28 protein-coding genes and 2 pseudogenes are annotated in these 24,199 nt (G+C 46.1%); 5 read left to right on the top strand and 25 right to left on the bottom strand.

Going from position 1 to position 24,199, the window contains the following annotated elements; translation table 11 throughout:
* Window positions 1–18 precede the first annotated feature (18 nt).
* From grpE to gpr, 7 genes are all read right to left on the bottom strand, one after another.
* Window positions 19–594, bottom strand: a complete 576-nt coding sequence (gene grpE / locus AC3WTF_RS05795) for a nucleotide exchange factor GrpE (RefSeq protein ID WP_020956094.1) — start codon at window positions 592–594, stop codon at window positions 19–21.
* A gap of 59 nt (window positions 595–653) precedes the next feature.
* The gene (gene hrcA, locus AC3WTF_RS05790) at window positions 654–1,685 is read right to left on the bottom strand and encodes a heat-inducible transcriptional repressor HrcA (RefSeq protein WP_003152889.1); all 1,032 of its coding nucleotides are present in this window, start codon (window positions 1,683–1,685) and stop codon (window positions 654–656) included.
* An 80-nt stretch (window positions 1,686–1,765) separates the two neighbouring features.
* Window positions 1,766–2,905: a radical SAM family heme chaperone HemW gene (gene hemW, locus AC3WTF_RS05785; protein ID WP_032866705.1), complete on the bottom strand. Its 1,140-nt coding sequence runs from the start codon at window positions 2,903–2,905 to the stop codon at window positions 1,766–1,768.
* Between the two features lie 59 nt (window positions 2,906–2,964).
* Complete coding sequence (lepA, locus tag AC3WTF_RS05780; protein WP_032866702.1) at window positions 2,965–4,800, bottom strand: translation elongation factor 4; 1,836 nt, start codon at window positions 4,798–4,800, stop codon at window positions 2,965–2,967.
* Between the two features lie 132 nt (window positions 4,801–4,932).
* Window positions 4,933–5,271, bottom strand: coding sequence for a YqxA family protein (locus AC3WTF_RS05775; protein ID WP_007408270.1), 339 nt, complete (start codon window positions 5,269–5,271; stop codon window positions 4,933–4,935).
* A 16-nt stretch (window positions 5,272–5,287) separates the two neighbouring features.
* A complete protein-coding gene (gene spoIIP / locus AC3WTF_RS05770; RefSeq protein ID WP_007612673.1) occupies window positions 5,288–6,481 on the bottom strand; it encodes a stage II sporulation protein P in 1,194 nt (397 codons plus the stop codon).
* A gap of 68 nt (window positions 6,482–6,549) precedes the next feature.
* Entirely contained in the window at window positions 6,550–7,656 is a 1,107-nt protein-coding gene (gpr, locus tag AC3WTF_RS05765; protein ID WP_007408268.1) for a GPR endopeptidase, read from the bottom strand.
* Window positions 7,657–7,858: 202 nt separating this feature from the next.
* On the opposite strand from gpr, the gene rpsT reads away from it, so the two are divergent.
* Window positions 7,859–8,125, top strand: a complete 267-nt coding sequence (gene rpsT / locus AC3WTF_RS05760) for a 30S ribosomal protein S20 (protein WP_003152876.1) — start codon at window positions 7,859–7,861, stop codon at window positions 8,123–8,125.
* 16 nt (window positions 8,126–8,141) lie between these two features.
* Here rpsT and holA read toward each other — a convergent pair.
* Both holA and AC3WTF_RS05750 read right to left on the bottom strand, forming a co-directional pair.
* Window positions 8,142–9,183: pseudogene (gene holA, locus AC3WTF_RS05755) on the bottom strand (DNA polymerase III subunit delta).
* 39 nt (window positions 9,184–9,222) lie between these two features.
* A pseudogene (locus AC3WTF_RS05750) lies at window positions 9,223–9,374 on the bottom strand (hypothetical protein).
* A gap of 40 nt (window positions 9,375–9,414) precedes the next feature.
* On the opposite strand from AC3WTF_RS05750, the gene AC3WTF_RS05745 reads away from it, so the two are divergent.
* A complete protein-coding gene (locus AC3WTF_RS05745; protein WP_003152870.1) occupies window positions 9,415–9,549 on the top strand; it encodes a YqzM family protein in 135 nt (44 codons plus the stop codon).
* Between the two features lie 18 nt (window positions 9,550–9,567).
* Here AC3WTF_RS05745 and AC3WTF_RS05740 read toward each other — a convergent pair whose 3' ends face one another.
* The 3 genes from AC3WTF_RS05740 to AC3WTF_RS05730 all read right to left on the bottom strand — a co-directional run bounded on the left by AC3WTF_RS05740 (window position 9,568) and on the right by AC3WTF_RS05730 (window position 13,170).
* On the bottom strand, window positions 9,568–11,919 hold the full coding sequence (locus tag AC3WTF_RS05740; RefSeq protein WP_492314211.1) for a DNA internalization-related competence protein ComEC/Rec2: 2,352 nt from the start codon (window positions 11,917–11,919) through the stop codon (window positions 9,568–9,570).
* On the bottom strand, window positions 11,920–12,489 hold the full coding sequence (locus AC3WTF_RS05735) for a ComE operon protein 2 (protein ID WP_007408264.1): 570 nt from the start codon (window positions 12,487–12,489) through the stop codon (window positions 11,920–11,922).
* A 66-nt stretch (window positions 12,490–12,555) separates the two neighbouring features.
* Window positions 12,556–13,170: a helix-hairpin-helix domain-containing protein gene (locus AC3WTF_RS05730; RefSeq protein WP_020956097.1), complete on the bottom strand. Its 615-nt coding sequence runs from the start codon at window positions 13,168–13,170 to the stop codon at window positions 12,556–12,558.
* Between the two features lie 58 nt (window positions 13,171–13,228).
* Between AC3WTF_RS05730 and comER the strand changes: the two genes are divergently transcribed.
* Window positions 13,229–14,050: a late competence protein ComER gene (comER, locus tag AC3WTF_RS05725; protein WP_129003674.1), complete on the top strand. Its 822-nt coding sequence runs from the start codon at window positions 13,229–13,231 to the stop codon at window positions 14,048–14,050.
* Window positions 14,051–14,119: 69 nt separating this feature from the next.
* On the opposite strand, the gene AC3WTF_RS05720 is transcribed toward comER, so the two are convergent.
* From AC3WTF_RS05720 to AC3WTF_RS05685, 8 genes are read right to left on the bottom strand one after another with little or no spacing between them, the layout of a single operon-like run.
* Window positions 14,120–14,857: a class I SAM-dependent DNA methyltransferase gene (locus AC3WTF_RS05720; protein ID WP_015240247.1), complete on the bottom strand. Its 738-nt coding sequence runs from the start codon at window positions 14,855–14,857 to the stop codon at window positions 14,120–14,122.
* A complete protein-coding gene (rsfS, locus tag AC3WTF_RS05715; RefSeq protein ID WP_007408260.1) occupies window positions 14,854–15,210 on the bottom strand; it encodes a ribosome silencing factor in 357 nt (118 codons plus the stop codon). Before rsfS ends, AC3WTF_RS05720 begins: the two co-directional genes overlap by 4 nt.
* 17 nt (window positions 15,211–15,227) lie before the next feature.
* Window positions 15,228–15,788 carry a bis(5'-nucleosyl)-tetraphosphatase (symmetrical) YqeK gene (yqeK, locus tag AC3WTF_RS05710; RefSeq protein ID WP_014418422.1) on the bottom strand — a complete coding sequence of 187 codons (561 nt, stop codon included), beginning with the start codon at window positions 15,786–15,788 and terminating at the stop codon, window positions 15,228–15,230.
* Window positions 15,778–16,347, bottom strand: coding sequence for a nicotinate-nucleotide adenylyltransferase (locus AC3WTF_RS05705; RefSeq protein ID WP_032866687.1), 570 nt, complete (start codon window positions 16,345–16,347; stop codon window positions 15,778–15,780). The genes yqeK and AC3WTF_RS05705 overlap by 11 nt, the downstream gene beginning before the upstream one ends.
* Before the next feature lie 10 nt (window positions 16,348–16,357).
* On the bottom strand, window positions 16,358–16,648 hold the full coding sequence (gene yhbY, locus AC3WTF_RS05700; RefSeq protein ID WP_003152858.1) for a ribosome assembly RNA-binding protein YhbY: 291 nt from the start codon (window positions 16,646–16,648) through the stop codon (window positions 16,358–16,360).
* Window positions 16,642–17,484, bottom strand: coding sequence for a shikimate dehydrogenase (gene aroE / locus AC3WTF_RS05695; protein WP_007408256.1), 843 nt, complete (start codon window positions 17,482–17,484; stop codon window positions 16,642–16,644). The genes yhbY and aroE overlap by 7 nt, the downstream gene beginning before the upstream one ends.
* A gap of 19 nt (window positions 17,485–17,503) precedes the next feature.
* Window positions 17,504–18,604, bottom strand: coding sequence for a ribosome biogenesis GTPase YqeH (gene yqeH / locus AC3WTF_RS05690; protein ID WP_007408255.1), 1,101 nt, complete (start codon window positions 18,602–18,604; stop codon window positions 17,504–17,506).
* A 2-nt stretch (window positions 18,605–18,606) separates the two neighbouring features.
* The gene (locus tag AC3WTF_RS05685) at window positions 18,607–19,125 is read right to left on the bottom strand and encodes a YqeG family HAD IIIA-type phosphatase (protein ID WP_007408254.1); all 519 of its coding nucleotides are present in this window, start codon (window positions 19,123–19,125) and stop codon (window positions 18,607–18,609) included.
* A gap of 357 nt (window positions 19,126–19,482) precedes the next feature.
* Here AC3WTF_RS05685 and AC3WTF_RS05680 point away from each other — a divergent pair, with 357 nt between their 5' ends.
* Window positions 19,483–19,623 (top strand): sporulation histidine kinase inhibitor Sda, encoded by a 141-nt coding sequence (locus AC3WTF_RS05680; RefSeq protein ID WP_003152850.1) that lies wholly within the window; start codon window positions 19,483–19,485, stop codon window positions 19,621–19,623.
* 132 nt (window positions 19,624–19,755) lie between these two features.
* On the opposite strand, the gene AC3WTF_RS05675 is transcribed toward AC3WTF_RS05680, so the two are convergent.
* From AC3WTF_RS05675 to AC3WTF_RS05665, 3 genes are all read right to left on the bottom strand, one after another.
* Window positions 19,756–19,890, bottom strand: a complete 135-nt coding sequence (locus tag AC3WTF_RS05675; protein WP_003152848.1) for a hypothetical protein — start codon at window positions 19,888–19,890, stop codon at window positions 19,756–19,758.
* Window positions 19,891–19,965: 75 nt separating this feature from the next.
* Window positions 19,966–20,697: an SGNH/GDSL hydrolase family protein gene (locus AC3WTF_RS05670; protein ID WP_007408253.1), complete on the bottom strand. Its 732-nt coding sequence runs from the start codon at window positions 20,695–20,697 to the stop codon at window positions 19,966–19,968.
* A 69-nt stretch (window positions 20,698–20,766) separates the two neighbouring features.
* The gene (locus AC3WTF_RS05665; RefSeq protein WP_007612700.1) at window positions 20,767–21,501 is read right to left on the bottom strand and encodes a polysaccharide deacetylase family protein; all 735 of its coding nucleotides are present in this window, start codon (window positions 21,499–21,501) and stop codon (window positions 20,767–20,769) included.
* 234 nt (window positions 21,502–21,735) lie between these two features.
* Between AC3WTF_RS05665 and AC3WTF_RS05660 the strand changes: the two genes are divergently transcribed.
* Window positions 21,736–22,362, top strand: a complete 627-nt coding sequence (locus AC3WTF_RS05660) for a TVP38/TMEM64 family protein (RefSeq protein WP_012118035.1) — start codon at window positions 21,736–21,738, stop codon at window positions 22,360–22,362.
* A 15-nt stretch (window positions 22,363–22,377) separates the two neighbouring features.
* Here the strand turns inward: AC3WTF_RS05660 and AC3WTF_RS05655 are convergent, their stop codons facing one another.
* Both AC3WTF_RS05655 and AC3WTF_RS05650 read right to left on the bottom strand, forming a co-directional pair.
* Window positions 22,378–22,848 (bottom strand): GNAT family N-acetyltransferase, encoded by a 471-nt coding sequence (locus tag AC3WTF_RS05655; RefSeq protein WP_129003672.1) that lies wholly within the window; start codon window positions 22,846–22,848, stop codon window positions 22,378–22,380.
* Window positions 22,814–24,070, bottom strand: coding sequence for an MFS transporter (locus AC3WTF_RS05650; protein ID WP_108724808.1), 1,257 nt, complete (start codon window positions 24,068–24,070; stop codon window positions 22,814–22,816). Before AC3WTF_RS05650 ends, AC3WTF_RS05655 begins: the two co-directional genes overlap by 35 nt.
* Window positions 24,071–24,199: the final 129 nt, after the last annotated feature.

The raw sequence follows: 24,199 nt of genomic DNA, 5'->3' as shown, positions 1-24,199 counted from the left end.
TTACCTCCTGCTATGTAGTTATTGATTCACTTTTACCATTGAAGGACGAATGACGCGATCCTTCAGTTTGTAGCCTTTTTGCAGTTCTTCGATAACAATATTGCTGCCGAAGTTTTCATCTTCCACCTGCATGACGGCTTGGTGAAGGTTCGGATCAAATTCCTGGCCGACAGCTTCGATGGCTTGAACGCCTTCTTTTTCAAGTGCGTCCATCAGCTGGCGGCGGACCATTTCCATACCTTGCAGCAAGCTTTTTGTCTGCTCGCTTTCAGCTTCTACCTGTAACGCCCGTTCAAAGTTGTCGAGCGCCGGAAGGATTTCCGTTACGACGTTTTGAGAACGGTATTTCTGAGCAGCTTCCATTTCAAGGCGGCTGCGTCGTTTATAGTTTTCAAAGTCTGCTTGAACACGCAAAAGCTTGTTTTCTTTTTCATCAAGCAAACCCTGCAATTCATCAATTTGGTGCTGAAGGGCTTCTTCCTGACCTGCCGTTTCTTCATGCTGCTCTTGTGAAGCGGCTTGTTCTGCCTGTTCTGTCACTTCTTCTTGTTCTGCTGCTTCAACCTGTTCTGCGGTTTGTTTTTCTTCTGACATTGTGTTCACCTCCCTCAAATGCTGTAAAAAGATGACTGAAAATGATTGCCAAAATTCCCTTATTCATCATACAAACTTGTGAATGCTTTTGACAAGTCCGAAGTCACGTGCTGCAGCAGGCTGACGACTCTTGAATAATTCATGCGCGTCGGCCCGATAATGGCGATTGATCCGATCTGTTTCGTATCAACTGTATAGGTGGCCGTGATTAAGCTGCAGTTTTCCATTTCTTCGTAGTCGTTTTCTTTCCCGATTTTGATTGAAATCCCGGCTTTTGATGACTGAAACAGCTTCAGAACATCCTGCTCTTTTTCAATTAAAGATAAGAGCGAGCGGACCCTTTCAATATCATGGAACTCCGGCTGATTCAGCATGTTGATCTTTCCGCCGAAAAACAATTTCTCAACGTGGGCCGCCGGATGGAATGTGGAGCGGAGCGATTCAAGTATGCTGTCATAGTTGGCGATATGCTGCCTTAAATATGTGACAACCTCTTTGAAAATGCGCTCATTCAGTTCGTCCATCGGCACACCCGCTAATCGATCGTTTAGTATATTGACCAGTTTTTCAATATCGGCCAAATCCACTTTAGCCGGGAAATTGATGGTGCGGTTTTCGACATGCCCCGTGTTCGTGACGAGAATGGCGACCGCCTTATCCGGCTGGATCGGTACGATTTGAATCTGTTTAAGATAGTTCTCGCTCAGCGTCGGCCCGAGGACAATCGATGTGTAGTTTGTCAGGTCGGACAGGATTTGCGCTGATTTTTGGACTGTTTTTTCCAGCTCGAAGATTTTTTCTTTAAATATCGAGTGAATTAAATCCAGATCGGTTTTTGTCAGCTTGACGGGTGACAGCAAATGATCGACATAATACCTGTACCCTTTTTCCGACGGAATCCGTCCTGAGGATGAATGGGTTTTTTCAATAAAGCCCAATTCCTCCAAGTCAGCCATCTCGTTTCTGATCGTTGCAGAGCTGAATGTAATCTCGTCTTTTTTTGAAAGAGTTCTTGATCCTACAGGCTGCGCTGATTGTATAAAATCATTAATAATCACTTGCAGGATCAACAGCTGACGATTTGTTAACATCATCATCACCCCTGTTAGCACTCAAGGTCAGCGAGTGCTAATTCTATATCAAAAGTAACAAACCAAAAGAAAAATGTCAATTATAACTCACCCAAAAAAGCGCCAAAAACCTCATTTCCTAATAATTTGCCCTCATGCGTTAATGCAACCGATTCTTTCGTGTCACAAATCAGGCCTTTTTCGGTTAAATCTTTGAGAACATCGGGAAACAGTTCGTCGACCGAGCGTCCGAATTTATCGAGAAAAGCTTGCTTTTGTACGCCGGACATTTTTCTGAGACCGAGGAACATTTCTTCTTCAATCTGCTCCTCACGTGTCACCTTGTGCGTGTCACGGTAAGGCAGCCCCTTTTCTTCGATGAGCTGCATGTAATGTTTCACAGGCCCGGCGTTGACGGTGCGCGTGCCGCTGATATATCCGTGAGCGCCTGCGCCAAAACCGAAATACTCTTCATTGCTCCAATACGTCAGATTATGCTGCGACTCGTATCCGGGCTTTGCAAAGTTACTGATCTCGTATTGACGGATGCCCGCTTCACTCATCTGCCTCATGACCGTTTCATACATCTCGGCCTCTTGTTCTTGCGCGGGGAGATGCAGGCGGCCTTTTTGCATTAAATTATAAAACACCGTTTTCGGCTCTACGATCAGCGAGTAAACGGAATAGTGCTCCGCATCAAGAGACAAAGCCGTTTTGACGGAATTGTCAAGATCGGCCAGCGTCTGACCCGGCAGGCCGAACATCAAATCGAGACTGATGTTGTCGAAGCCGAGAGCCCTCGCACGTTCAAAGGAAGTGAATACGTCCTTTTGTTTATGCACTCTGCCGATTTTTTGTAAAAGCTCATCTTCAAAGGTTTGAACACCGAAGCTCAGCCGATTGACACCGGCATTTTTCAGGATTTTTAATTTTTCCGGGGACAAATCATCCGGATTCGCTTCCGCGGCAAATTCTATGAGTCCGTCAGAAGGCTTCAGCACGCGGTGAATGGAATCCATCAATTTTTCCAGCTGGACGGGTGAGAGCGATGTCGGCGTGCCTCCCCCGATAAAAATCGTGCGGAGATCAGGGCGTCCCGTCCGTTCTATTGTATTTATCATTTCCTTTTCGAGTGAGTTTAAGTACTCATCGACAGGCTGGCTCTGAATAAAATATTTATTGAAATCGCAATAGTGGCAGATATGCTCACAAAACGGAATATGAATATAAGCTGATTTCATTTTGAAACACCTTCTTCTTTACAGAAAGAAGCCGCAGCGCGGGACTGCGGCGGCTTCCGTTATTTTTTCGGGCTGTCATCCATTTTAAGAACGGCCATAAACGCTTCCTGCGGCACTTCTACTGAGCCGACCTGCTTCATCCGGCGTTTTCCTTCTTTTTGTTTTTCAAGAAGCTTCCGTTTCCGCGAGATGTCTCCTCCGTAACATTTTGCAAGGACGTTTTTCCGCATGGCCTTAATGGTTGAGCGGGCCACGATTTTCTGTCCGATCGCCGCTTGAATCGGTACTTCAAAGTGCTGGCGCGGAATAAGCTCTTTCAGTTTTTCCACAATTACTTTTCCGCGTTCGTACGCGTAATCGCGATGCACGATAAATGAAAGGGCGTCGATTTTTTCTCCGTTCAGCATAATGTCCATCTTGACAAGTTTAGACGGTTTGTAGCCGATCAGTTCGTAATCGAAAGAGGCGTACCCTTTCGTGCTGGATTTCAGCTGATCAAAAAATTCATATACGATTTCCGCAAGAGGCATCTCATATACAATGCTGACCCGGTTGGCGTCTAAGTACTGCATATCGATAAAGTTGCCCCGTTTCCCCTGACAAAGCTCCATCACCGCACCGACATAATCGTTCGGCACCATCATTGTCGCTTTTACATACGGCTCCTCGATTCTTTCGATCTTTTGTGGGTCAGGCATGTTGGACGGGTTGTCGACAACAACCTTTTCGCCGTCTGTCATATACACATCATAGATAACACTCGGTGCCGTTGTGATCAGGTCAATTTTAAATTCCCGTTCAATCCGCTCCTGAATGATTTCCATGTGAAGCATTCCTAAAAAGCCGCAGCGGAAGCCGAAGCCGAGGGCTTGTGACGTCTCCGCCTCGTATTGAAGAGATGAATCGTTCAATTCAAGTTTTTCCAGAGCCTCGCGTAAATCATTATATTTGGCTGTGTCAATCGGATAAAGTCCGCAGTATACCATCGGATTGAGTTTGCGGTAGCCCGGAAGCGCTTCTGCCGCAGGCTTAACCGCGCTCGTGATCGTATCACCGACACGGGTGTCGCCGACGTTTTTAATTGCGGCTGTCAAATAGCCTACGTCACCGACTGTCAATTCGTCAGCCGGCTGCGCTTTCGGCGTGAAGACGCCGACTTCGATGACTTCAAACTCTTTTCCGGTTGCCATCATTTTAATTTTCTGGCCCGGTTTGACCGTTCCTTCTACGACTCTGATATACGCGACGACTCCGCGGTACGCGTCATAAAGCGAGTCAAAGATGAGCGCTTTCAGCGGAGCTTCCGGATCTCCCGCGGGGGCCGGCACTTTTTCTACGATCTGTTCTAAAATGTCTTCGATGCCGATGCCCGCTTTCGCTGAAGCGAGGACGGCGTCTGAAGCGTCAAGGCCGATAACGTCCTCAACCTCTTGACGCACACGTTCTGGCTCTGCGCTCGGAAGATCGATTTTATTAATGACAGGAAGAATCTCAAGATCATTATCAAGCGCCAGATAGACGTTCGCCAATGTCTGCGCTTCTATTCCCTGGGCCGCATCAACAACGAGAATCGCGCCTTCACAGGCAGCCAGGCTTCGCGAAACTTCATATGTAAAGTCGACGTGTCCGGGCGTGTCGATAAGATGGAATATATATTCTTCTCCGTCTTTTGCTTTGTATTTCAGCTGAACGGAATTTAATTTGATGGTAATTCCCCGTTCGCGTTCAAGGTCCATTGAATCAAGCAATTGTTCTTTCATTTCCCGCTGGGTGATCGCCGATGTTTTTTCTAAAATCCGATCCGCCAAGGTCGATTTGCCGTGGTCTATGTGGGCGATGATGGAGAAATTCCGGATTCTTGACTGCCTCTCTAAACGCTTTTCTTTATCTGTCACAATCTATCACTCCTACTATTAAACGCAAAATACACTAGCTTAGATTATATCAATAGGATTGTAAACATTCAATTAAAACAAGAAAGAGAAAAGCTTCCTTTAAGGAATCATCCGCTTTTCTCTTCATCAATGCTAACGGTTCAGTTTCGAAACCCACTCATACATCGCCTGCGCCGAGTCCGTCACGGTATTTGAAAGGGTTTCTCCGGCTTTTGAAAACAGGTTGAAGGTTTCCGCCTGTTCCAGCTGTTTTTGTTTTTCTTCCAGATCTTTCGCCGTAACGGTTTGCCCCAAAATGGAAGCTTCTTTTTCCTGTCCTTCTCCGCCGCCGAGCGTGAATGCTCCTTTTAAGGAGGGATCTTTGTATCCTTTCATATCAAGCATTCCGCTGTTTGCCTGCTGCATGCCGAACAAAACGCCGAAAAACATGACAATGGCGATCAGCAGGCATTTGCCGGTAAAACGGATCATTCGAATCACCTGATTTCTATTGTTTTTTCTTCTCTCCTGATTGCGAGCTGACCTTTTCTGCATCCCAGTACAGTTCGCTGAACACATCGGCCACGGCATCTGATGCGCGCCTCAGTTCTTCAAGATTGTTATCCACGCCCCCGAATTCCAGCAGAAGCGACCGGTCGTTTAAATCCTGGTTGTATACTCCATTATCTCCCGGAGAGCCTTTTGATAAAACACCGACGCTTAAGCCGGGGTATTTTTTCTCCATGAGCTTATGAAGTTCACTTGCGAGTTTATAGTTTTCTTCAAAGTTAGCGCTTTTTTTGCCGACGACGATGGCGACTCTGGCATAGCTTTTTCCTTTGATGTCGGCTGTCGTATTTTTCTTGCGGCGGGAATCCCGGTGAATGTCTATGGTATATTGCAGGTTTTTATTTTTGGCGAGCGCGCTTTTTACGACCGGCCTTGATTCGTCGTAGCTTCGCGCATAATTTAAGCCGTCTTTGTTCAGGCGGGCCTGAATGTCGGTTTTATCTACGGTCGCTCCTACACCTTGCGCTTCAAGCGCTTTTCCGAACATATCTCCGACAAGCGTGACATTGGCCTTCGAATGGCGGGCGTTATCCGGATTTGTTTCCCCCTTTAACAGAGGAAGATAGGATTCGGTATTATGAGTGTGGTAAATAAAAACGACTTTTTTGCTGCCTGTTGAATGTTTCGGCGGCGCCGTTTCTTCTTTTTTCGTTTTGTTTTCGATTTCTGCCAGGTTCACTTCTTTTTCTTTTTCCATCACCTTTGACGGCGGCGGAGATTCAGCCGGCATATTCGTATAATCCGTCCCCTGCCCCGCCAGAAGGATCTCCGTATCGTATTGGGCAAATCCCGGCAGCTCACGTCCCAAGAAACTCCGCGGGTCTTCCATATTAATGCTTGTCGCCAGTTTTAAGGAAAGCCGGGACAGCTGAAAAGAGTCTTTTTCAGGAAGCTCTGAGGCGAAATAATGATTTTCCATGCCGAGGAGGTGTGCAAACGCGTCACCCGGAAGTTCTCCGGCAATCCCGTGAAGAGAATCCGAAGAAAGCCTCAGTTCAGGGCGAAGCGATGTGAGCACACCCGATAATACGAAAATAACGATAAGGCTTGTCATAAACAAAAACATGCCCTTGAGCGCATTTCCACCGTTTACTGCAACGACAATTTGACGGTTTCTGCGTTTTTTTCTCATGATTTGAATCCCTCCAGCGCTTGTCTAGTAATTACTCTATGAACAAGCTAGAGGAGGTAGAACTCATTTTAATGATTATAAGAACCTTTGTTATCTTGTGACACTTTTTCATGAAGGGCGGTGTTTAACCCGTTTGCAAGTACGTTCGCCATATCATCAATAAAGGTGTCAATCTCCTTCGGCGTGACCATCAGATTATGGCCGAGCGGAGAAAGCACTTCGTGAATCAGCTGGCGTTTTTCGTTTTCGTCCAGCGTGCCGACAATACCGAGAAAGGATTGGCGTTCTTTTTCTCCCGGAAGGTCTTCGTCTGTCAGCACCTTCTTTTTGCCGAAGTTCATTCCGGCGGGCACCAGAGATCTTGACGGGCTGTCATCTTTCATCTCTCTTCCGAAATGTTTTAATATATAATCCACCGTATCGCTTGCGATCGTAACCGCATCAACGACAGTCGGTACCCCGATTGCGATGACGGGAATGCCGAGCGTTTCCTTGCTTAATTCTTTTCTCTTATTGCCGACGCCTGATCCCGGGTGAATGCCCGTATCAGAAAATTGGATGGTCGTGTTCACCCTTTCAACGGCTCTGGCCGCAAGAGCGTCTACCGCGATCACAAAATCCGGCTTTGATTCTTTGATCACACCTTGAATAATATCGCTCGTTTCAATTCCCGTTAATCCCATCACACCGGGAGCAAGCGCGCTGACCGGCCTGTACCCTTCCTGCACGTTTTCCGGCTGAAGCCTGAACAGATGCCTTGTCACAAGAAGGTTTTCGGTCACGAGAGGGCCGAGCGCATCCGGCGTCACATTCCAGTTGCCGAGACCCACGATCAAACAGCTTGCATCCTTTGGAATCTTTAATGCCGACAGATAGGCGGAAAATTCCTCGGCAAACACTTCCGTTACTTTTTCCTGCATGTCAGAGTCGTGTTCCCGAACCCCTTGAGCCTCGATCGTGACATAGCGTCCCTGCTTTTTCCCCGATAGCTCGGCGCCTTCTTTGGTAATATCGACGGTTCTGACTTTAATGCCGCCCTTGTCGCGTTCTTTTTCAATAAACCCGTTTATTTCTTTTTTCTGACCGGCTTGTCCGTCTTTTACCGCCTGTTTCGTTTCTACCGCTAAATCCGTCCGTATCAGAAATTGATTGACATCCAGTTCGTTGTTTTTCACAGGGAAGACCTCCTTCAATCATCGTGGTACATAGTGTGGCCATTTACAAAACGAATCATGCGAATTTACCCATCAACGAAAAATACTTTACATTTATATTGCAATCTAAAGTTCTGTTTGATAGAATACAATTTGTTCTATTGTGAAGAAGATTTAACCTTAAGACACTGTGCTACAGGTTGTATCTTAGGAGGTGAAACACATGCCAAACATTAAATCAGCGATTAAACGTACAAAAACAAACAACGAACGCCGCGCTCATAACGCGACAATCAAATCTGCTATGCGTACTGCAATCAAACAAGTTGAAGCTTCTGTTGCTAACAACGAAGCGGATAAAGCGAAAACTGCTCTTTCTGAAGCAGCGAAACGCATTGATAAAGCAGTGAAAACAGGTCTTGTACACAAAAATGCCGCAGCTCGATACAAATCTAGACTTGCGAAACAAGTGAACGGACTTTCTGCATAATACAAAAACGATCCCTTTAACGGGGATCGTTTTTTTCATTCAGTCCGGAGAAGCTCAAGGAGAAAGAGCTCCAGCAAGAGCTGCTTGTCCTTTTTCCCCGTTTTCATTTCATAATCCATCACTGCGAGTCTTTCTATAATACGCCGCAGCTCTTCTTCAGAAAAAAGCCTCGCCTGATCCATCGCCAACTTTACCCGGAAGGGGTGCACCTTTAAGTTGGAAGCGATTTGCTTTTGGCCGTATCCTTGTCCCGCAAAATACTTTGTCTGCATAATCAGACGGAATTGGTTGGCGATCAGCGCCATAATTTTGATCGGTTCTTCGTTTTGTTTTAAAAGATCATAAAATATTTGAAGACTTTCCGTCCGTTTTCGGTTCACGATTTTGTTGATCAGCTCAAAAATATTCTGCTCCAAACTTCTTGCGACGAGCTCACGGACATCTTCAAGTGTGATCTCATGTCTGTCACCGATGTAGGCGGAGAGTTTTTGTATTTCCTGATATATGGAAGACAGATGGCCGTTTGCAAGCAGAACCAAATGCTCGGCAGCTTCTGTATCGATCATTTTATTTTCGGATTTCGCCAGATTAATCGTAAAATCCGTCGTCTCCTTTGCATTCAGCTCCTTAGCTTCAATCATAAGGGCTTTTTGCTTCAGCGCTTTCGTCAGCTTTTTCCGTTCGTCCAGCTTCTCATACGGAGCCACAATCACAAAGACCGTATAAGGTGCAGGCTCCTTCAGATAAGTCTCCAGAGCGGCTGTATTATGCTCTATTTTTTCTTTCTTTTTTTCCCCTGTTAAAAAAGACGGATTTTTTACGATGACCAGCCGCTTCTCTCCCATAAACGGAAACGTTTCCGCATCGGTTATGGCCTGGTCAAGCGGATCCTCTTCAAGATCAAAAACAGACAGGTTAAAATCCTTTGTCTCCTCATCAACGACAGCTTGTCTGATCCGGCTGACAGTTTCTTGGAGCAGATACGTTTCTTTTCCGTATAAGCAATAAACGGAGCGGACATCCCCTTTTTTCAGGGCTTTCCAAACATCAAATACCATGATCGTATGACTTCCTCTCTTTCTTGATCCCCTTCTATCCTAAATTGAGTTCGGCAAATAGTAAAGAGGAAGCTTTAAGGACAGCTTCCTCATTTATAATAAACGCCTGATTCACAAGCTCCCGGGTCTGCTTGTAAAAAGGCGATAATCACAAGAACAGAAAACGTTACCATCACTTCTAGATTTTTCAAAACAATTCCAGTATACTTAGGGAAGTCAGGAGGGATGAAATTGAATGATTTTGAAAAAAACGTTCAAAGCAAACGAAATGATGCTGTTGACTCAGCTGTCGGTTTTGTCGTGTCCTTCGGATTTTTCGCCTTTTTGTTCGTGATGGCAACAGCCATCCATCTTATCGGCTCTTAGCCGCATTCCGGGCTGCTGTCAATCGGCAGTCTTTTTTACTTCTTGCGCCCTGGTTTCTTCTATATCATATGGAGGGAAGACGGAAAACGTTCCGGCGCCTTTTTTAAATCTGTATTGAATCGTTCCGCTGACATCGGTGCGAAGCACATTGACAGAGTACGCCTTCAAACGATCCAGCACTTCTTCATGCGGATGATGGTATCGATTCTCTTTTCCTGCTGAAATCAGCGCTGCTTCCGGCTGAAGCTGCTTCAAAAAGGCTTCACTCGTTGAGCTTTTGCTGCCGTGATGACCCGCCTTCAATATATCAGCCTTCAGATTCGGATACGTTTTCAGCACTTCTGTTTCGCCGTCCGATTCTAAATCTCCCGTCAAAAGCCAGCTCACTCCGCCAAAAACCGTCCAAAGCACCAGTGACGAATCATTTTTACTCCTTCCGTCAGACGACTCCGGAGACAGCACCTGAAACTGAAGATCACCGGTTGTAATGGTGTCGCCCCGCTTTGCTTCGGCAACGGGAATGTTGTTTTCTTTCGCCATATTTAATATGTTCTGATCCTTCGGTTCTTTTACGAATCCTACGGGGACAATTAACCGTTTGACTCTATGATTTTTGATTAACACTCCGGCTTCCCCGATGTGATCTTGATCCGCATGGGTTAAAATCAGCGCATCCAGCTTTTTCACCCCTTTTCCGTTTAAAAACGGAATCAAAACCTTCTCGCCGATAGAATACGGGTGGCGTTTTTCTTTCCATGATTCTCCGGGATAAGCAATCACTCCCCCTGTATCAACCATTACGATCCCTTTGCGGTGCGGCGCGCTTATAAACAGTGAGTCTCCCTGCCCGATATCAAGCATATCCGCTTCTCCCCATGGACTGAAATACGGACGGCATATTAAATAAGCCAAAACCGCGCAGAAAAAAAGAGCCGATTTCCTGAGTTTTAAAAAACCTCCCTTTTCCAAAGCCGCAAAAAGCGTAAAAACGGAAACCGCAAGCAGAAGAAGGGAAAGAAAGTCAGGCTTTGACACAATCATAGTAAATAAATCAACGGATGCCGCATATGTAATGAAATCATGCACAGGCTTCATCACAAGGTCAAACATACCAAACAAACATTCTCCCATCTGCCTTGAGAGTAAAAGAAGAAGGAAACCGATGACAGAAACCGGAATGACAAATAACGTATAAAATGGCACCATCACCATATTCATCGAAAAACTGACAAGTGAAATCTGCTGAAAATGATAGAGAAGAAACGGAAGTGAGCTGAGCTCTGCAATCAATGAAGCCATCGCAAGCCCGGCAAGTCTGCTTTTCCCTGCTTTCTTTAAAATGGAGGATGACAGAATTAAAGAGGCGCTTACCGCAAAGGAAAGCTGGAAGCCCGCCTGCCAAAGGAAGTAAGGATTAAACAGCAGAAGCAGCAGATAAGACAGGGACAATGCAGCAGAGGAATGAATGCCGCGTTTAACAAGAGTTCCGGCGATATAAAACCCCAGCATGAGGGATGCGCGCAATACGGATGGGGCGGCACCGCTCAGCAGCGTATACACCGGCAAAAACAGCAGCAGCAAAATTCCCGCCTTTTCTCTTGTCAGCCCGATTCTGATCAGAGCATAAAATAATCCCGCCGTAATAAGACCGACATGCATTCCGGAAATCGCCATTAAATGAACGACTCCCAAATTTTGATACGCACTCAGTATATCGTCCTCTATAGAAAATCTTTCACCTAAGGTCAGCGCTTCAACAATTCCGGCGGAAGATTCAGGCACGTGATTCCGAATGATCGAAATCAAATTTTTTCTGATGTTCAGCAGTTTAAACAGCGGCTGTTTGGATTTTTCACACTGCTCAATGGAAGTCACGGAAAATAACCAGTGAATCTGCTGAGAGTAAAGATATTCCTTATAATCAAAACCTCCGGGAACCGTCGCATGTGCAGGCTGTTCCAGAGAGCCTGTAAACGTGCAGCGCATCCCCGGTTCAAGCTGTTCAATGAGTCTTTTTTCCTCAAGAGAACGGATTTTGTACGAAGCCGCCCATTTTTCCTTGTCATGTGTACGGATAACAGCTGACATTTTCGCTCCGTCAACCTTCGGAATATTAGTGATGACGGCCTGTTCAGTATAACTGCCGGCCTGATAGCGCGTTACATTCGCAGCGTCACAAACCGTATAAAGAAAGAAATAAAGACAAAAAGAAACGAGGCAGACGATAACCGGAGCATACTGCTTTGTTTTTACAATAATAAAGAGAAGATACAGAAGAAAAAGGAGCAGAACCCAGAAGACATGAGCGGCGGCAATTCCCGCAGTTGCAGAAACCGCCGCCAGAGGCAGAAGAAGGTATTTATATTTCATTTATACGTAACTGGTAAACAGCTCATTGGCCTGTTCATGAATTTTTTTCAGTTCATCTGCCTTAACCCCCGCATCAGATAATTGCTGAATCAGACCTGCTACAAAAGACAATTTTTCACGGTTTTTCAGATCGATGATCATCTCATCAAGTTCGACCTGCTCCACCTTGACTCCGGCTTGGCTGAACAGCTCTTTTGCATAAGGCTGTGTTTTGTAATCTTCGGCATAATAGACCGTTTTGATGCCTGCCTGGATAATTGATTTGCAGCATTGAATACAAGGATAATGCGTCACATAAATTTCGGCGCCTTCCGTCGGAACACCGAACTTAGAACATTGCAGAATCGCATTCATCTCTGCATGTATGGTCCGCTGGCAATGATTATCTATTAAAAGGCATCCTTCATCAGCGCAATGGACGCCGCCGGCGATTGAGCCGTTGTATCCGCCGGCAATCATACGCTTATCTCTGACTATGGTTGCCCCGACTGACAGTCTCGGACATGTGCTTCTCAGCGCCAGCAAATGGCTTTGCGCCATAAAATATTGATTCCATGAGATTCGTTCCACAAGTGTTCCCTCCAAAAAGTCTTGTTGCTTTTCTAAGTTTACATAGATTTAAGCAGAACCGTCAATTCACTTTACCGTAATGGAAGTTTTTATCCGCTCAAATGACTTCTCTCCAAAGCCTGATACATTCATCAAATCTTCAGCAGTCTGAAACCGTCCTTTTTCTTCTCGGTAAGCGATAATCGCTTCCGCTTTTTTCTGCCCCACCCCGGAAATCGCCTGAAGTTCGTCCAGAGATGCCGTATTGATATTGACAGCTGCATTCTCCTTTTCACCCGCCGCTGTTTTCGGGCGATTCTCCTCTTCGCCTTCACTCGGAATATAAACAATCGTCCCGTCCTGCAGCTGCTCTGCTAAATTAACATTCAATTCATCCGCCTTTTTCTTCAGGCCGCCGGCTTTTTCAATGGCTTGCGTCACTCTGTCTCCCGCTTTCATTTCATACACGCCGGGATTTCGGACCGCGCCTTTCACATCAATCATAATCTTGTCGTCTGCGGTGTCTTTTTTGTCCGCGACGGATGCTGAGGCTGTTTGGCCGAGCACGGACTGCTGTTTGACCGGCTCTTCCTTTTCAGAACGAAACAGCCAAATGCAGATAAAAACCGCCCCTGCTACAAGACAAGCGCCCAGAATTTTCAGGTTCCGCCGCAGCCGCTCCGTCATCATCGCTTTCGTCATATTGCATTGCCTCCCCGCATAAGGTTTAGAGGATTAAGGGAAAAAGGAGGGGAATTCATTGAAAATAGGCTTTATCGGCACCGGAAACATGGGAACGATCCTGATTGAATCGTTTATCGAATCAAACGCTGCCGATCCCTCACATATCACCATCACAAACAGAACAATCGAAAAAGCATTAAAACTAGAAGAACGTTTCAGCGGCATCCATGTCACCGAGGATCAGGAAAAGCTCGTACAGGATAATGAAATAATATTCATTTGTGTAAAACCGCTGGATATATATCCTTTGCTGAAAAAACTCACACCGCATTTACGGAAAGATCACATTTTAATCTCCATTACCAGCCCCGTTCAGACGGATCAGATTGAACATACGGTTCCGTGTCAGACGGCCCGCGTCATTCCGAGCATTACGAACCGCGCCTTGGCCGGCGTCTCGCTTGTTACGTTCGGCAAAAGCTGCAGCGAGGCTGCAAAAGCGGATATTCAAACGCTGTTCACTCATATTTCAAAACCTGTAGAAATCAGCAGCGGCATTACAAGAGCGGCGTCAGACATTGTCAGCTGCGGGCCCGCTTTTATGAGTTATCTCGTTCAGCGCTTTATTGACGCGGCAGTGGAAGAAACGGACATCACCAAAGAAGAAGCCGTGATAATGTCGACGGAAATGCTTGTCGGTCTCGGAAAGCTTCTGGAAACAGGGCATTACACGCTTTCCGCCTTGCAGGAAAAAGTATGCGTAAAAGGCGGCGTCACCGGGGAAGGACTGAAGGCTCTCGAAAGCGGTGTTCAGGATATGTTCAACCGTGTCTTTCAGCGTACACATGACAAATACGATGAAGATATATCGTTAGTGAAGAAGCAATTTCACGTGTAACTGAGTATGCCATAAAGTGCTTTATCGCGCCAATCGCAAAAAATGCATTTTAAAAACCATCGTTCACGTTTAAACGATGGTTTTTGGTTTGCCTGCCGTAAAGAAAAGACGTTCAGACTCTGTTGAAGGAGGCCGGTCTGTAAAATCAGCCGTCACCTTCTTCAGTTCAAATCCGGTCTCTGCAAGCATTTGTTCATATTCTTCAATGTAAAATGTTTTTTGCTCATGCGTCTCGTCATAACGGTCATAAGATTGTCCGTTCCATACGAAAAAGGACATATCATGGATGACAGAAAGCTCTTCATCGCCGGCAAAGCTTTGCCAGATATAGCTGATCTGCTCATCCTGATCCGCATGGGTGCTGTCCGGAAAAAGCTCCGTCATTTTAAATGGGGAATGGACGTCAAACAGAAGCAGGCCGCCCTCTTTCAAAACTTGAAAAACACTTTTGAAGGTGCTTAAGACATCACTTTTCGTTTTTAAGTAATTTAGGGAATCACAGCAGATGACAACGGCATCAAACTGTTCTTCAAAACCGGAAAGCTCTCTCATATCCTGCTGGAGAAAAAGAATCGGCTTTCCCGTTTTTTTCTGCTGGGCACAGCTCAGCATATCTTCACTCAAATCAATCCCCGTGACTTCGCAGCCTTTTTCAGCAAGCCTGATGGATATTTCTCCGGTTCCGCAGGCAAGATCAAGCACCCTTCCCTTTTCCGGAAGAGACGCTTCGATCCAGCCCGCCCATTCATCATACGGCGCATGTGACATTAACTCGTCATATACGCCGGCGAAGCCTTGGTAAATCATGAGTTCAAGCCGAGTTCAAGCTCTGCGAGCGGCGCGTCGCCCCATAGCTTTTCAAGATTGTAGTAGCTTCTTTCATCTTTATGGAAAACGTGGACAATGACGTCGCCGAGATCAACTAAAATCCAGCGGGCCTCATCAAACCCTTCCATCTTTTTGACATCAATGCCGTTTTCTTCTGCCTGATCTTTAATTTCACGCGCAATTGCCTGAACCTGCTTATCAGAATTCCCGTGGCAGATTAAAAAGTAATCCGCTATAAGTGAGATTCCTTCCATGTCCAGCGCTAAAATATCTTCTGCACGTTTATCGTCGCATGCTTTTGCCGCGATTTTTAATACGGAAGCTTGATTCATTCTTTAAATTCCTCCTGTCAATTTTGAGACACCAGCCAATTATAGGTTGCAAACGTCTCCGGAAAGACCGGCTGGTTTTTTTTCATCAGAAATATCATTGTATTTTTCATTGCTTGTATGAGCGCTTCGTTCAGATCTGTTTCCGCCAGACGGCGCACCTCTTCCACTCCGGGGAAATGGCGTCCGGGTTCAATGTAATCCGCAACGTAAATGACTTTGTCTAAAAGGGTCATTCCGGGACGCCCTGACGTGTGATAGCGGATTGCATCCAAGATCTCAGGATCAGTGATCCCCGCTTCTTTCTCAGCCAAATACGCTCCCACAGGGGCATGCCACAGCTCGGCATTGTAATCCAAGAGCTCAGCCGGCATTTTTTCCCGCACGATGATCTGCTTCATTTCTTCTTTCGGCCGGAATTTCGCATAATCATGAAAAATAGCCGCCATTTCCGCTTTTTTCGGGTCTGCTCCGAACCGGCCTGCGAGAATAACCGCCGTATCTGTCACGCCGATTGTGTGGATGTAGCGATGCTCGGTCAGCTGCTCTTTGACGCAGGCAAGTGCTTCCTCACGATTCATATAAATCATTCTCCTCTATATACTGCCTCACTTTATCCGGCATTAAGTATTGCGTCGGCTTTTTTGCTTTGAGACGTTCTCTCAGCATCGTTGACGAAATGTCAAATTCCGGAACGTCGGCAAAAAGCAGCGGGTACGGGGTCTCAATATGATACCCCGGGCGCCGCACTCCGATAAATTGAATGAGCGTGAGCAGTTCGTCCAGTTTGTACCATTTCGGCAGATATTCAATCATATCCGCCCCGATAATAAAGAAAAGCTTGTCGTTCGGGTGCCGCTCCTTCAGTAAACGGACGGTATCATAGGTATAAGAAGGGCCTTTCCGGTCCATTTCCGCAAGCTCAAGCTTAAAGCCGGAATTAGAGCTGATGGCAAGCTTCAGCATCTCCACCCGGTGCCGGCTGTCTGTAAAGTCTTCATTCTGCTTATGCGGAGGGATTTTATTGGGCATAAACCAAATCTCATCGAGCTCCGCCTGATGAAGGACTTCATTAGCCATCAGAAGATGTCCGTTGTGCGGAGGGTCAAATGTGCCCCCGAATATTCCGATTTTCTTCATGTCAACCACCTTACGGAAGCTCGATTTGTTTATTTTCCTTTGATTCCTTATACAGTACGATCGTATTTCCGATCGTCTGCACCAATTGTGAGCGGCTGCCTTTCACAAGGGCTTCTGCGACATCATTTTTATCGTCTTCGCAGTTTTGAAGCACGCTGACTTTAATCAGCTCTCTTGCTTCTAAAGCCTCAGCAATCTGTTTCACCATGTTTTCGTTGACTCCGCCTTTTCCCACTTGAAAAATAGGCGTTAAGTGATGCGCTTTTGAACGCAAAAACCGTTTTTGTTTTCCTGTTAACATTGTGTTCCTCCTAGTTTTCCTTCAACAATTGCTCTCATTAAGCCGCTGTCAGGCTCTTGTCCCGTCCACAGCTTGAAAGACAGTGCAGCCTGTTCCACAAACATGCCGACACCGTCAAGGGTTGTTAAACCTCTTTTTTCAGCTTCTTTTAAGAACGCCGTTTGAATCGGATTGTATACGATATCACAAACGATGGCGCCCGTTTTGGCCCGTTCCAATGAGAGCGGCACGGCATCCGTTTTCGGATACATGCCGACAGATGTTGTATGAATAATGACGTCATATTGTTCAAGCTGATTTTCAGCTTCTTTTAAAGTAAGGGCGCGTTTCTGCTGAAAAGAGGGAGCAGCCGCAATCAGACTTTCCGCTTTTTCCGGCGTGCGGTTGCAAACGTCAAATTGTTTCGGCTCTCTGCGGACGATCGTCGTAAAAATCGCTCTTGCCGCTCCTCCCGCCCCAATCATAAGGATGGAGAGCTCTGATATCGGTTTGTCCAATACTTTGACTAAGGATTTATAAAACCCATCTCCGTCAGTATTATACCCGATGAGCCTGTCTCCCTCTCTTTTGACGGTATTTACGGCCCCAAGTACTTTCGCGCTTTCATGTATTTCATCCAGATGCTCCATGATCGCGACTTTATGCGGGACTGTGACGTTCACTCCGCAGATGCCAAGCGCCTTGATTCCGTTAACGGCGTCCTTGAGATGATGAGGTTCCACCTGAAACGCAAAATACTGCCCGTTGATGTTCTTATCTTGCAAAGCCGCGTTATGAATATCGGGTGACATTGAATGCCCGATCGGATTACCGATTACTCCGTACAATTGTTTCATGCTCCCTCTCCCCTTCTCTCTATATTAATGAACGGCGGACAAATACGTGTACGCCTTTCGGAGCGTATGCCGTTATTTTTTTATCTGCTTGCTGCACCGTGACCCAGCCGAGACCGGAAAAAACGATATCCGTCTTTCCTTCTTTAATCGTAAACGTGTGGGGCGTAAGCTCCGGAAATTCATCCAAATGATCTTTTCCGGGCGGGGTAAGCAGTTCTCCCGCATGCTTTTCGTATAAGGCATCAGCATTTTCAAGCTTTGTTCTGTGAATCATCAATTCATTCGGCATATAGCAGACAAACGCCGTTTTATCGCCTGATACATAGTCAAACCGGGCAAGCCCGCCGAAATAAAGCGTTTGTTTTTCATTCAGCTGAAAAGTGCGCGGCTTCAGTTCTTTTTTCGGTGTCAGCACCTTTAAGTCACGCTTGTCCACGTAATGCGCCATCTGGTGATGGTTAATGATTCCCGGCGTATCGTAAAGCGCAGATCCGTCATCGAGCGGGATTTCAATCGCGTCAAGCGTCGTGCCCGGAAATTGAGAGGTGGTAATAATATTCTCTTCCCCTGAGACCTCTTTAATAATCCGGTTGATAAATGTGGATTTGCCGACATTGGTACAGCCCACCACATACACATCGCGCCCTTCGCGGTAATGTTCAATGGCGTCAATGACTTCCTTCATCCCTTGTCCGCGGGAAGCGCTGATTAAAAAGACATCAAGGGGTTTTAAGCCGTATTCTTTCGCTTCGCGTTTCATCCATTGAACGAGCCGTTCCCGTTTTACGGATTTCGGCAGGATATCGGCCTTATTACCGACAAGAATGATCGGATTACCGCCGACAAAGCGGTTCAGCCCGTTTATCCAGCTTCCGTTAAAATCAAAAATATCAACGACTTTGACAATAAGAGAGTCAGTATCGCCGATTGTGTGCAAGATATTTAAAAAGTCATCATCCGTTAATGAAACATCTTGAATTTCATTGTAATTTTTCAGTCTGAAGCAGCGCTGGCAGATGACATTCTCTTTCGTGAGCGATGCCTTTGGCGCGTATCCGAGACCTTGTTTATCCTCGGTCTGGATCGTTACTCCGCAGCCGATGCAAACAACCTTTTCCATTTCTAATCCTCCCACTGAATATGGCCTTTACGTTTCAAAGAACTCAATATTCTCCGTTCAATCCGGCGGTTAAAGCGCGTCATGACTCCGTCAGAGGAAGCGACAGGCACGACGAGGATCGTATGATACCCGTTTCTGTTTCCGCCGAGAACATCAGTAAGCAGCTGATCGCCGATGACCACACAGTCTTCTTTTTTCAGATCCATGCTGCTGACGGCTCTTTTAAAGGCGCGCCCCATCGGTTTTCTTGCCTTATAAATAAACGGTATGCCAAGCGGCTCCGAGAATAATTTCACTCTTCGTTCATTATTATTGGAGACGATCGTGACTTTAATGCCGTGCTCCTTCATTTCTTCAAACCACTCGATTAATCGAGGTGTCGCACTCGGTCTGTCCCACTCCACAAGCGTGTTGTCAAGGTCTGTAATAATCCCTTTCACATTGCGTTCTTTGAGCTTTTCCGGTGTGATATGAAATATATTTTTCACAAATTCGTCAGGTAAAAAAAACTTTTTTAACAAAACCCGCACCCTTCCTTTTCTTTCTACCATCTATATGTCGAAACCTGTCAGATTTAAAAACAAAGTCGGACTCAGTAAAAAAATTTCGACAAAAATTGGGTTTCTTCACCAGTTGTGGATAAAATTACACACATTATCCACTCTTATTACATCCGGATTTATCCAGATTATAAACAAGATACTAACAGGTTATCCACTTACGAGTGTGGATAACAGAACGATTGTTCTTATTTGTATTTCATGGTAGATTAAAGATAACCTCACCATGATTGAAACGCAACCTTCCATCATATGCTTGCGTCTGATGATTGATTACAATTGTAAGGAGGTGCCACTCCCATTAATTGGGTCCCCGGCATGAGAAAGCTTTCTGATGAATTACTAATAGAATCTTATTTCAAAGCCAATGAAATGAATTTGAGCCGTGAATTTATCGAGTTAATTGAAAACGAAATTAAAAGAAGATCGCTCGGACACATTATTTCCGTTTCTTCTTAAACAGAAAAAAGTTCCCGGGCGAATTTCCTTTTTTTACTCAGATGACTGATATTATATCACTTCGGTTATGCGCATTACTACCACTTTCAACAAAAAACACCCCTAAAATAGAGGTGTTTAAGAGGACAGCTGCTATATATTGAACCAATACAGACCGCCCAGGACGAGAATGACGACGAGCAGCACAACAAAAAATGCGTACCAGTACCCCGCATTCACCCGAGGAGGCGGGCATACAGGATATTGCGGAGGGAAACCGCGGTTCATAGCAATCGCCTCCAAAAAGATGTTTTTTCTACAGCCTATGAAGCAGAAGCAAAACGGTTTAGGCAGCTGACGGCGTCAGCGTTCCAAAACCCGCCCATTTTTTATGCCTTCAATTAAGATTCTGGCGCCTTTTGGCGTCATATGATTTCCGGAGGGATCTATCAGTCCGGATTGAATCAGCGCCCGGTCTGTATCTTTGCCGCCGTCCGCGCGTATAAAGTGTTTCCAGTTATCCACCAGCGGCACTTTCAACTCAGCTGCAACCTGCCTCGTAACGCCGTTATAGGAATTATGCCATTTTCTCGCGCCGCCTTTTTCTTTAAAGGCTGAGGCTTTATATCTCGAATAGTAATAGAGATGATGCGTTCCGTTTCCTTCTATAACCGGGATGCACGTCATTAAAATCGGCTTTATGCCGTGATTTCTGCTTTCGTTTATGAAATAAGTCAGGTTTTCTTTAAACCGTTTCTTTGATACCCGCGGCTGATCGCCCGTCAAAATGCCCGCATCATTTGTTCCGAACATGATAAATAAATATTGGGGCTTACGGTCCAGCACGTCGCTTTGAAAGCGCAGGCGCGCATCCTCAGTCGTCTGGCCGCCTATTCCCGCATTTATAACCGTAAGACGGCCGCGTTCCGCTGTTTTTAAAATGTTTACCCACTGCTGTGCCTTCGGATAATCACGATAATCCCAGTTGGAACCGCGCGTATTGCTGTCGCCGAACGCGACAACACTTTTTTCTTTGCCCGCGGCGCATCCTGATAACAGACAGATTATCGTAATAAAAAGAACAGCAAACTTCATTTTCTCTCCCCCCAAACCTTACCTCCTATGGTACACATCTCTTTGGCGGCTTTCAACGCGGCGCTCTCTTTACTGAATATGAAAAGGACCGGAATCCTGTCCGATCAAATCCGAAACCTTAACAAACGTGTAGCCCTGCTTTTTCAGCTTTGGAATGATTTCTTTCAAAGCCTCAACCGTCTGGCGCCGGTTTCCTCCGCCGTCATGCAGAAGAACGATATCTCCATCTCTGGCATGTGAAACAACGTGCCTGACGATTTTTCCTTTCCCGGGCCTTTTCCAGTCCCTCGGGTCTTGGTTCCATGACCACATGATGATATGATAGCCCTCTTTTAAGATGCTTTTGAAAGCCGTATGATTCAGCGACCCTCCCGGCGGGCGGAATAACTTGTCCCCTTCCGGCTGCAGCGATGTGATATGATGCGCTGAGCTGTGAAGCTCTTGTAAAATGTCTTTGCGTTTCAGACGGTGAAAATAAACATGGTTCATCGTATGGTTGCCGATTTCATGCCCTTCTTCAACGATGCGTTTTGCCGTTATGGGGTATTTGTCTATACGGCTCCCGACACAAAAAAAGGTTGCTTTAACATTGTGCTGTTTCAGCACGTCTAACACAGCCTCCGTATAGACAGGATGGGGGCCGTCATCGAAGGTTAAAGATAGTTTCTTTTTTTCAGACCTTATATCCCAGTACACGTTTCCCGTCTTCTCCATGTCACTTCTTTTTAAAGATTTCGCATCGGCAGACACGGCAGTGAGACTCGTGAGGACGCATATCATGATGATCAGATGAAAGCATCTCAACGTTTACACCTCCAGTAAACACTACTGTTAACGTGTCCCCTTTTATAAAAAATCATTCTCTGCATCAAATGATGCACATCACCCGCTTCCCGCTTGTTTTTGTCCAAATCCGGGTGCAGCCGTTTCTCATCAAACGGCAAATGCTGATAAACAAGTACGCTTATCGGACAGCTTATTTTAATAGAAGGAGATAGATTTGTGCTGTATACTAATTGAAAAGAGGTGAACGTGCAGATGATAAAAAAGGGATTCAGTCTTGCCGTCATCATTGCTGTCGTGATGATCGGCTTTATGCAAAAAGATGTCTGGCTCAGCATGATTCGCGCGGGCGGCATGTACGCCGTGCTTATGAGTATCCTTCTGGTCGCAGCTGACGTATTTTTTCCGATTGTTCCATTCGCCATTATCGCGGCCTTAAACGGAGCGGTTTTCGGGATTGTAAACGGGGTGTGGATTACATTGTCAGGCGCGATGCTCGGAACAATGGCGTTGTTTTTTCTCGTTCGGTACGGATTCAGAGACTGGGCCAGAAAAAAGCTGCTGGCTTACCCGGCAGCGGCCCAATATGAAGATTCATTTCATCAGCACGCGTTTACGGCGGTGCTTTTCGGGCGGCTGATTCCGATTATACCGTCGCTTGCCATGAATACCGTCTGCGGGCTGAGTAATATCCGATGGCCGATCTTTTTTTCTGCGTCGGTGCTCGGCAAAATTCCGAACATTGTGATCGTGACCGTCGCAGGCGCTTCATTTACAAGCAACAAACTGCTGTCTTTCGGGATTTACGGAATGTATATGCTCGTCTTAATGGCGGTCATTTATAAGAAGTTTCCCGGCCTTTTAAAAACAACGAAAAAATGAAGCGCGTACCGCCCCCTATTCCGGCGGTACGGCTCCTCTCATTCTGAGAACTTTTCCGTTACATTCTGAACCGATCACTTCCATGTTTTTCTTTCTGTAAAATGACAGAGCCGCTTCATTGCCCGGCGAAACTCTCAGGTGATATTCCGAAACACCGTTCGCTCTGAAAAACTGATTCGCGTATTGATGCGGTTTCGTTCCGCACCCCCTTCCCCTCTGCTTCTCAGTCATATAGTAAAGGTGCACATAACCGATTTTTTGGCTGCGGTAAAATTTGATGGAAGCTTCTAGCTGTCCGATCGGCTGTCCGTTATGAAAAAGCAGCATAAAACCGTCGGGAAAGCATTTGATTTGGGATGACAGCCACCTGAGATATTCATCCCTATTAAAATGATCCGCCGTGCCAAAGCTGACGAAAAACGAATCCTCACCAAACGAAACGGCCGTCTCTTTATGTTTGTTTAAATTGATCCGCTTGAAATACATCAGGAGTCCTCCTTCTTGCGGCCGCAAATAAGAACGAGCATAAAACGGCTGCCAACGCCAGCATAACAGCAGCGCCTGCGATGACGATGCCGCGGACGGAAGAACTGACAGAAGCCGCTCCGAAAACCGCCGTTACTACTATAATGAAGACGGCTTCGACTAATGAATAAAAGCTCCCCACTCTCCCCATGATGTCCACCGGAACATTCTTTTGATAAAACGTCAGAAAGCCTGTATTGGCAAACGCCAGAAAAAAAGCGAGAAGGAAAAATCCGAAAGCAGCCGTCCAAAAAACGTCAGAAAACGCATAAATCATATATCCGGCCGCTGTGAATAAAGAGCCCATTCCCATCAATAAAGAAGCCGGCATTTTTTTATTAAAGAACACATTGACAAGCGCTCCCGCAATAATGCCTGCCCCTGAGACACTGACGAGAAAACCATAATCGGCATCAGTCAGCTGAAGAACTTCTTTTGCAAAAGCGGCTTCAAGCGAATCAAGCGCGGATGGCATAACGGTCATGACCAGACTGAATAAAAAATAAATGATCATGACGTTTCGCGCCGTTCGGCTGAAGCGATAGACGAGCTTCCAATCTTCTTTGCACACTGCCAAAGAAAGCTTCTGTCTGGGAGAATGTACGTGAGGCTCATTTTCAAGGTTCGGCAGCATCATCGTGATGAAACCGGACAGCACTAAAGCCGCCGCATTCACCCAAATCGCAAAAATCGGCGTGCCGGCGATAAAAAGCAGTCCGGCCGCAGCCGGCCCGAGGAGAAAAGCCCCTGATTCCGACAAAGCCCTTAGTGAATTGAATCGTTTTCTCCTTTCAGCCGGGATAAGCATCGTCACATACGCCATGGAACACGGACGAAACATCGCATTGGCCATATGAATCAAAAACACGATACAATAAACGGAAAATAAAGACCGTGCAGTAACCATCAGCGGCAGAACGGCAATGAATGCAGCCCGGGTGAAATCAAGCGACATCATCATATTCCGTTTGTTACACCGGTCGATGATGCTGCCCGCCCAGCCATTTGTCATCAAAACAGCCGCAGGCCTGATTAAATAAAGGATGGAAACCGCAAAAGCAGACCCCGTTTCTTTTAAGACAATAAGATTAAGAGACAAAAAATAGATCCATTCACCAATATTTGCTATCCCGATTCCGGTTAACAGAAGCAACGGGTACCGCCAAGACTTCAGGTTTTTCATCTTATCCCTCCCTTAGAAATAAAAAACGCCCTCAAGACAATAAAGTCTTGAGGACGGGAAACAGCCCGCTATGCCACCTCAATTCGGTTTGGTGCCGGCCTTGCCGGGTACAAAGCTTACTCGGTAACA

The sequence above is a fragment of the Bacillus sp. EB106-06-01-XG163 genome, assembly GCF_058791615.1.
Note: the sequence above shows the minus strand (reverse complement) of the source record. Positions and strands in the feature narration are given on the sequence as shown.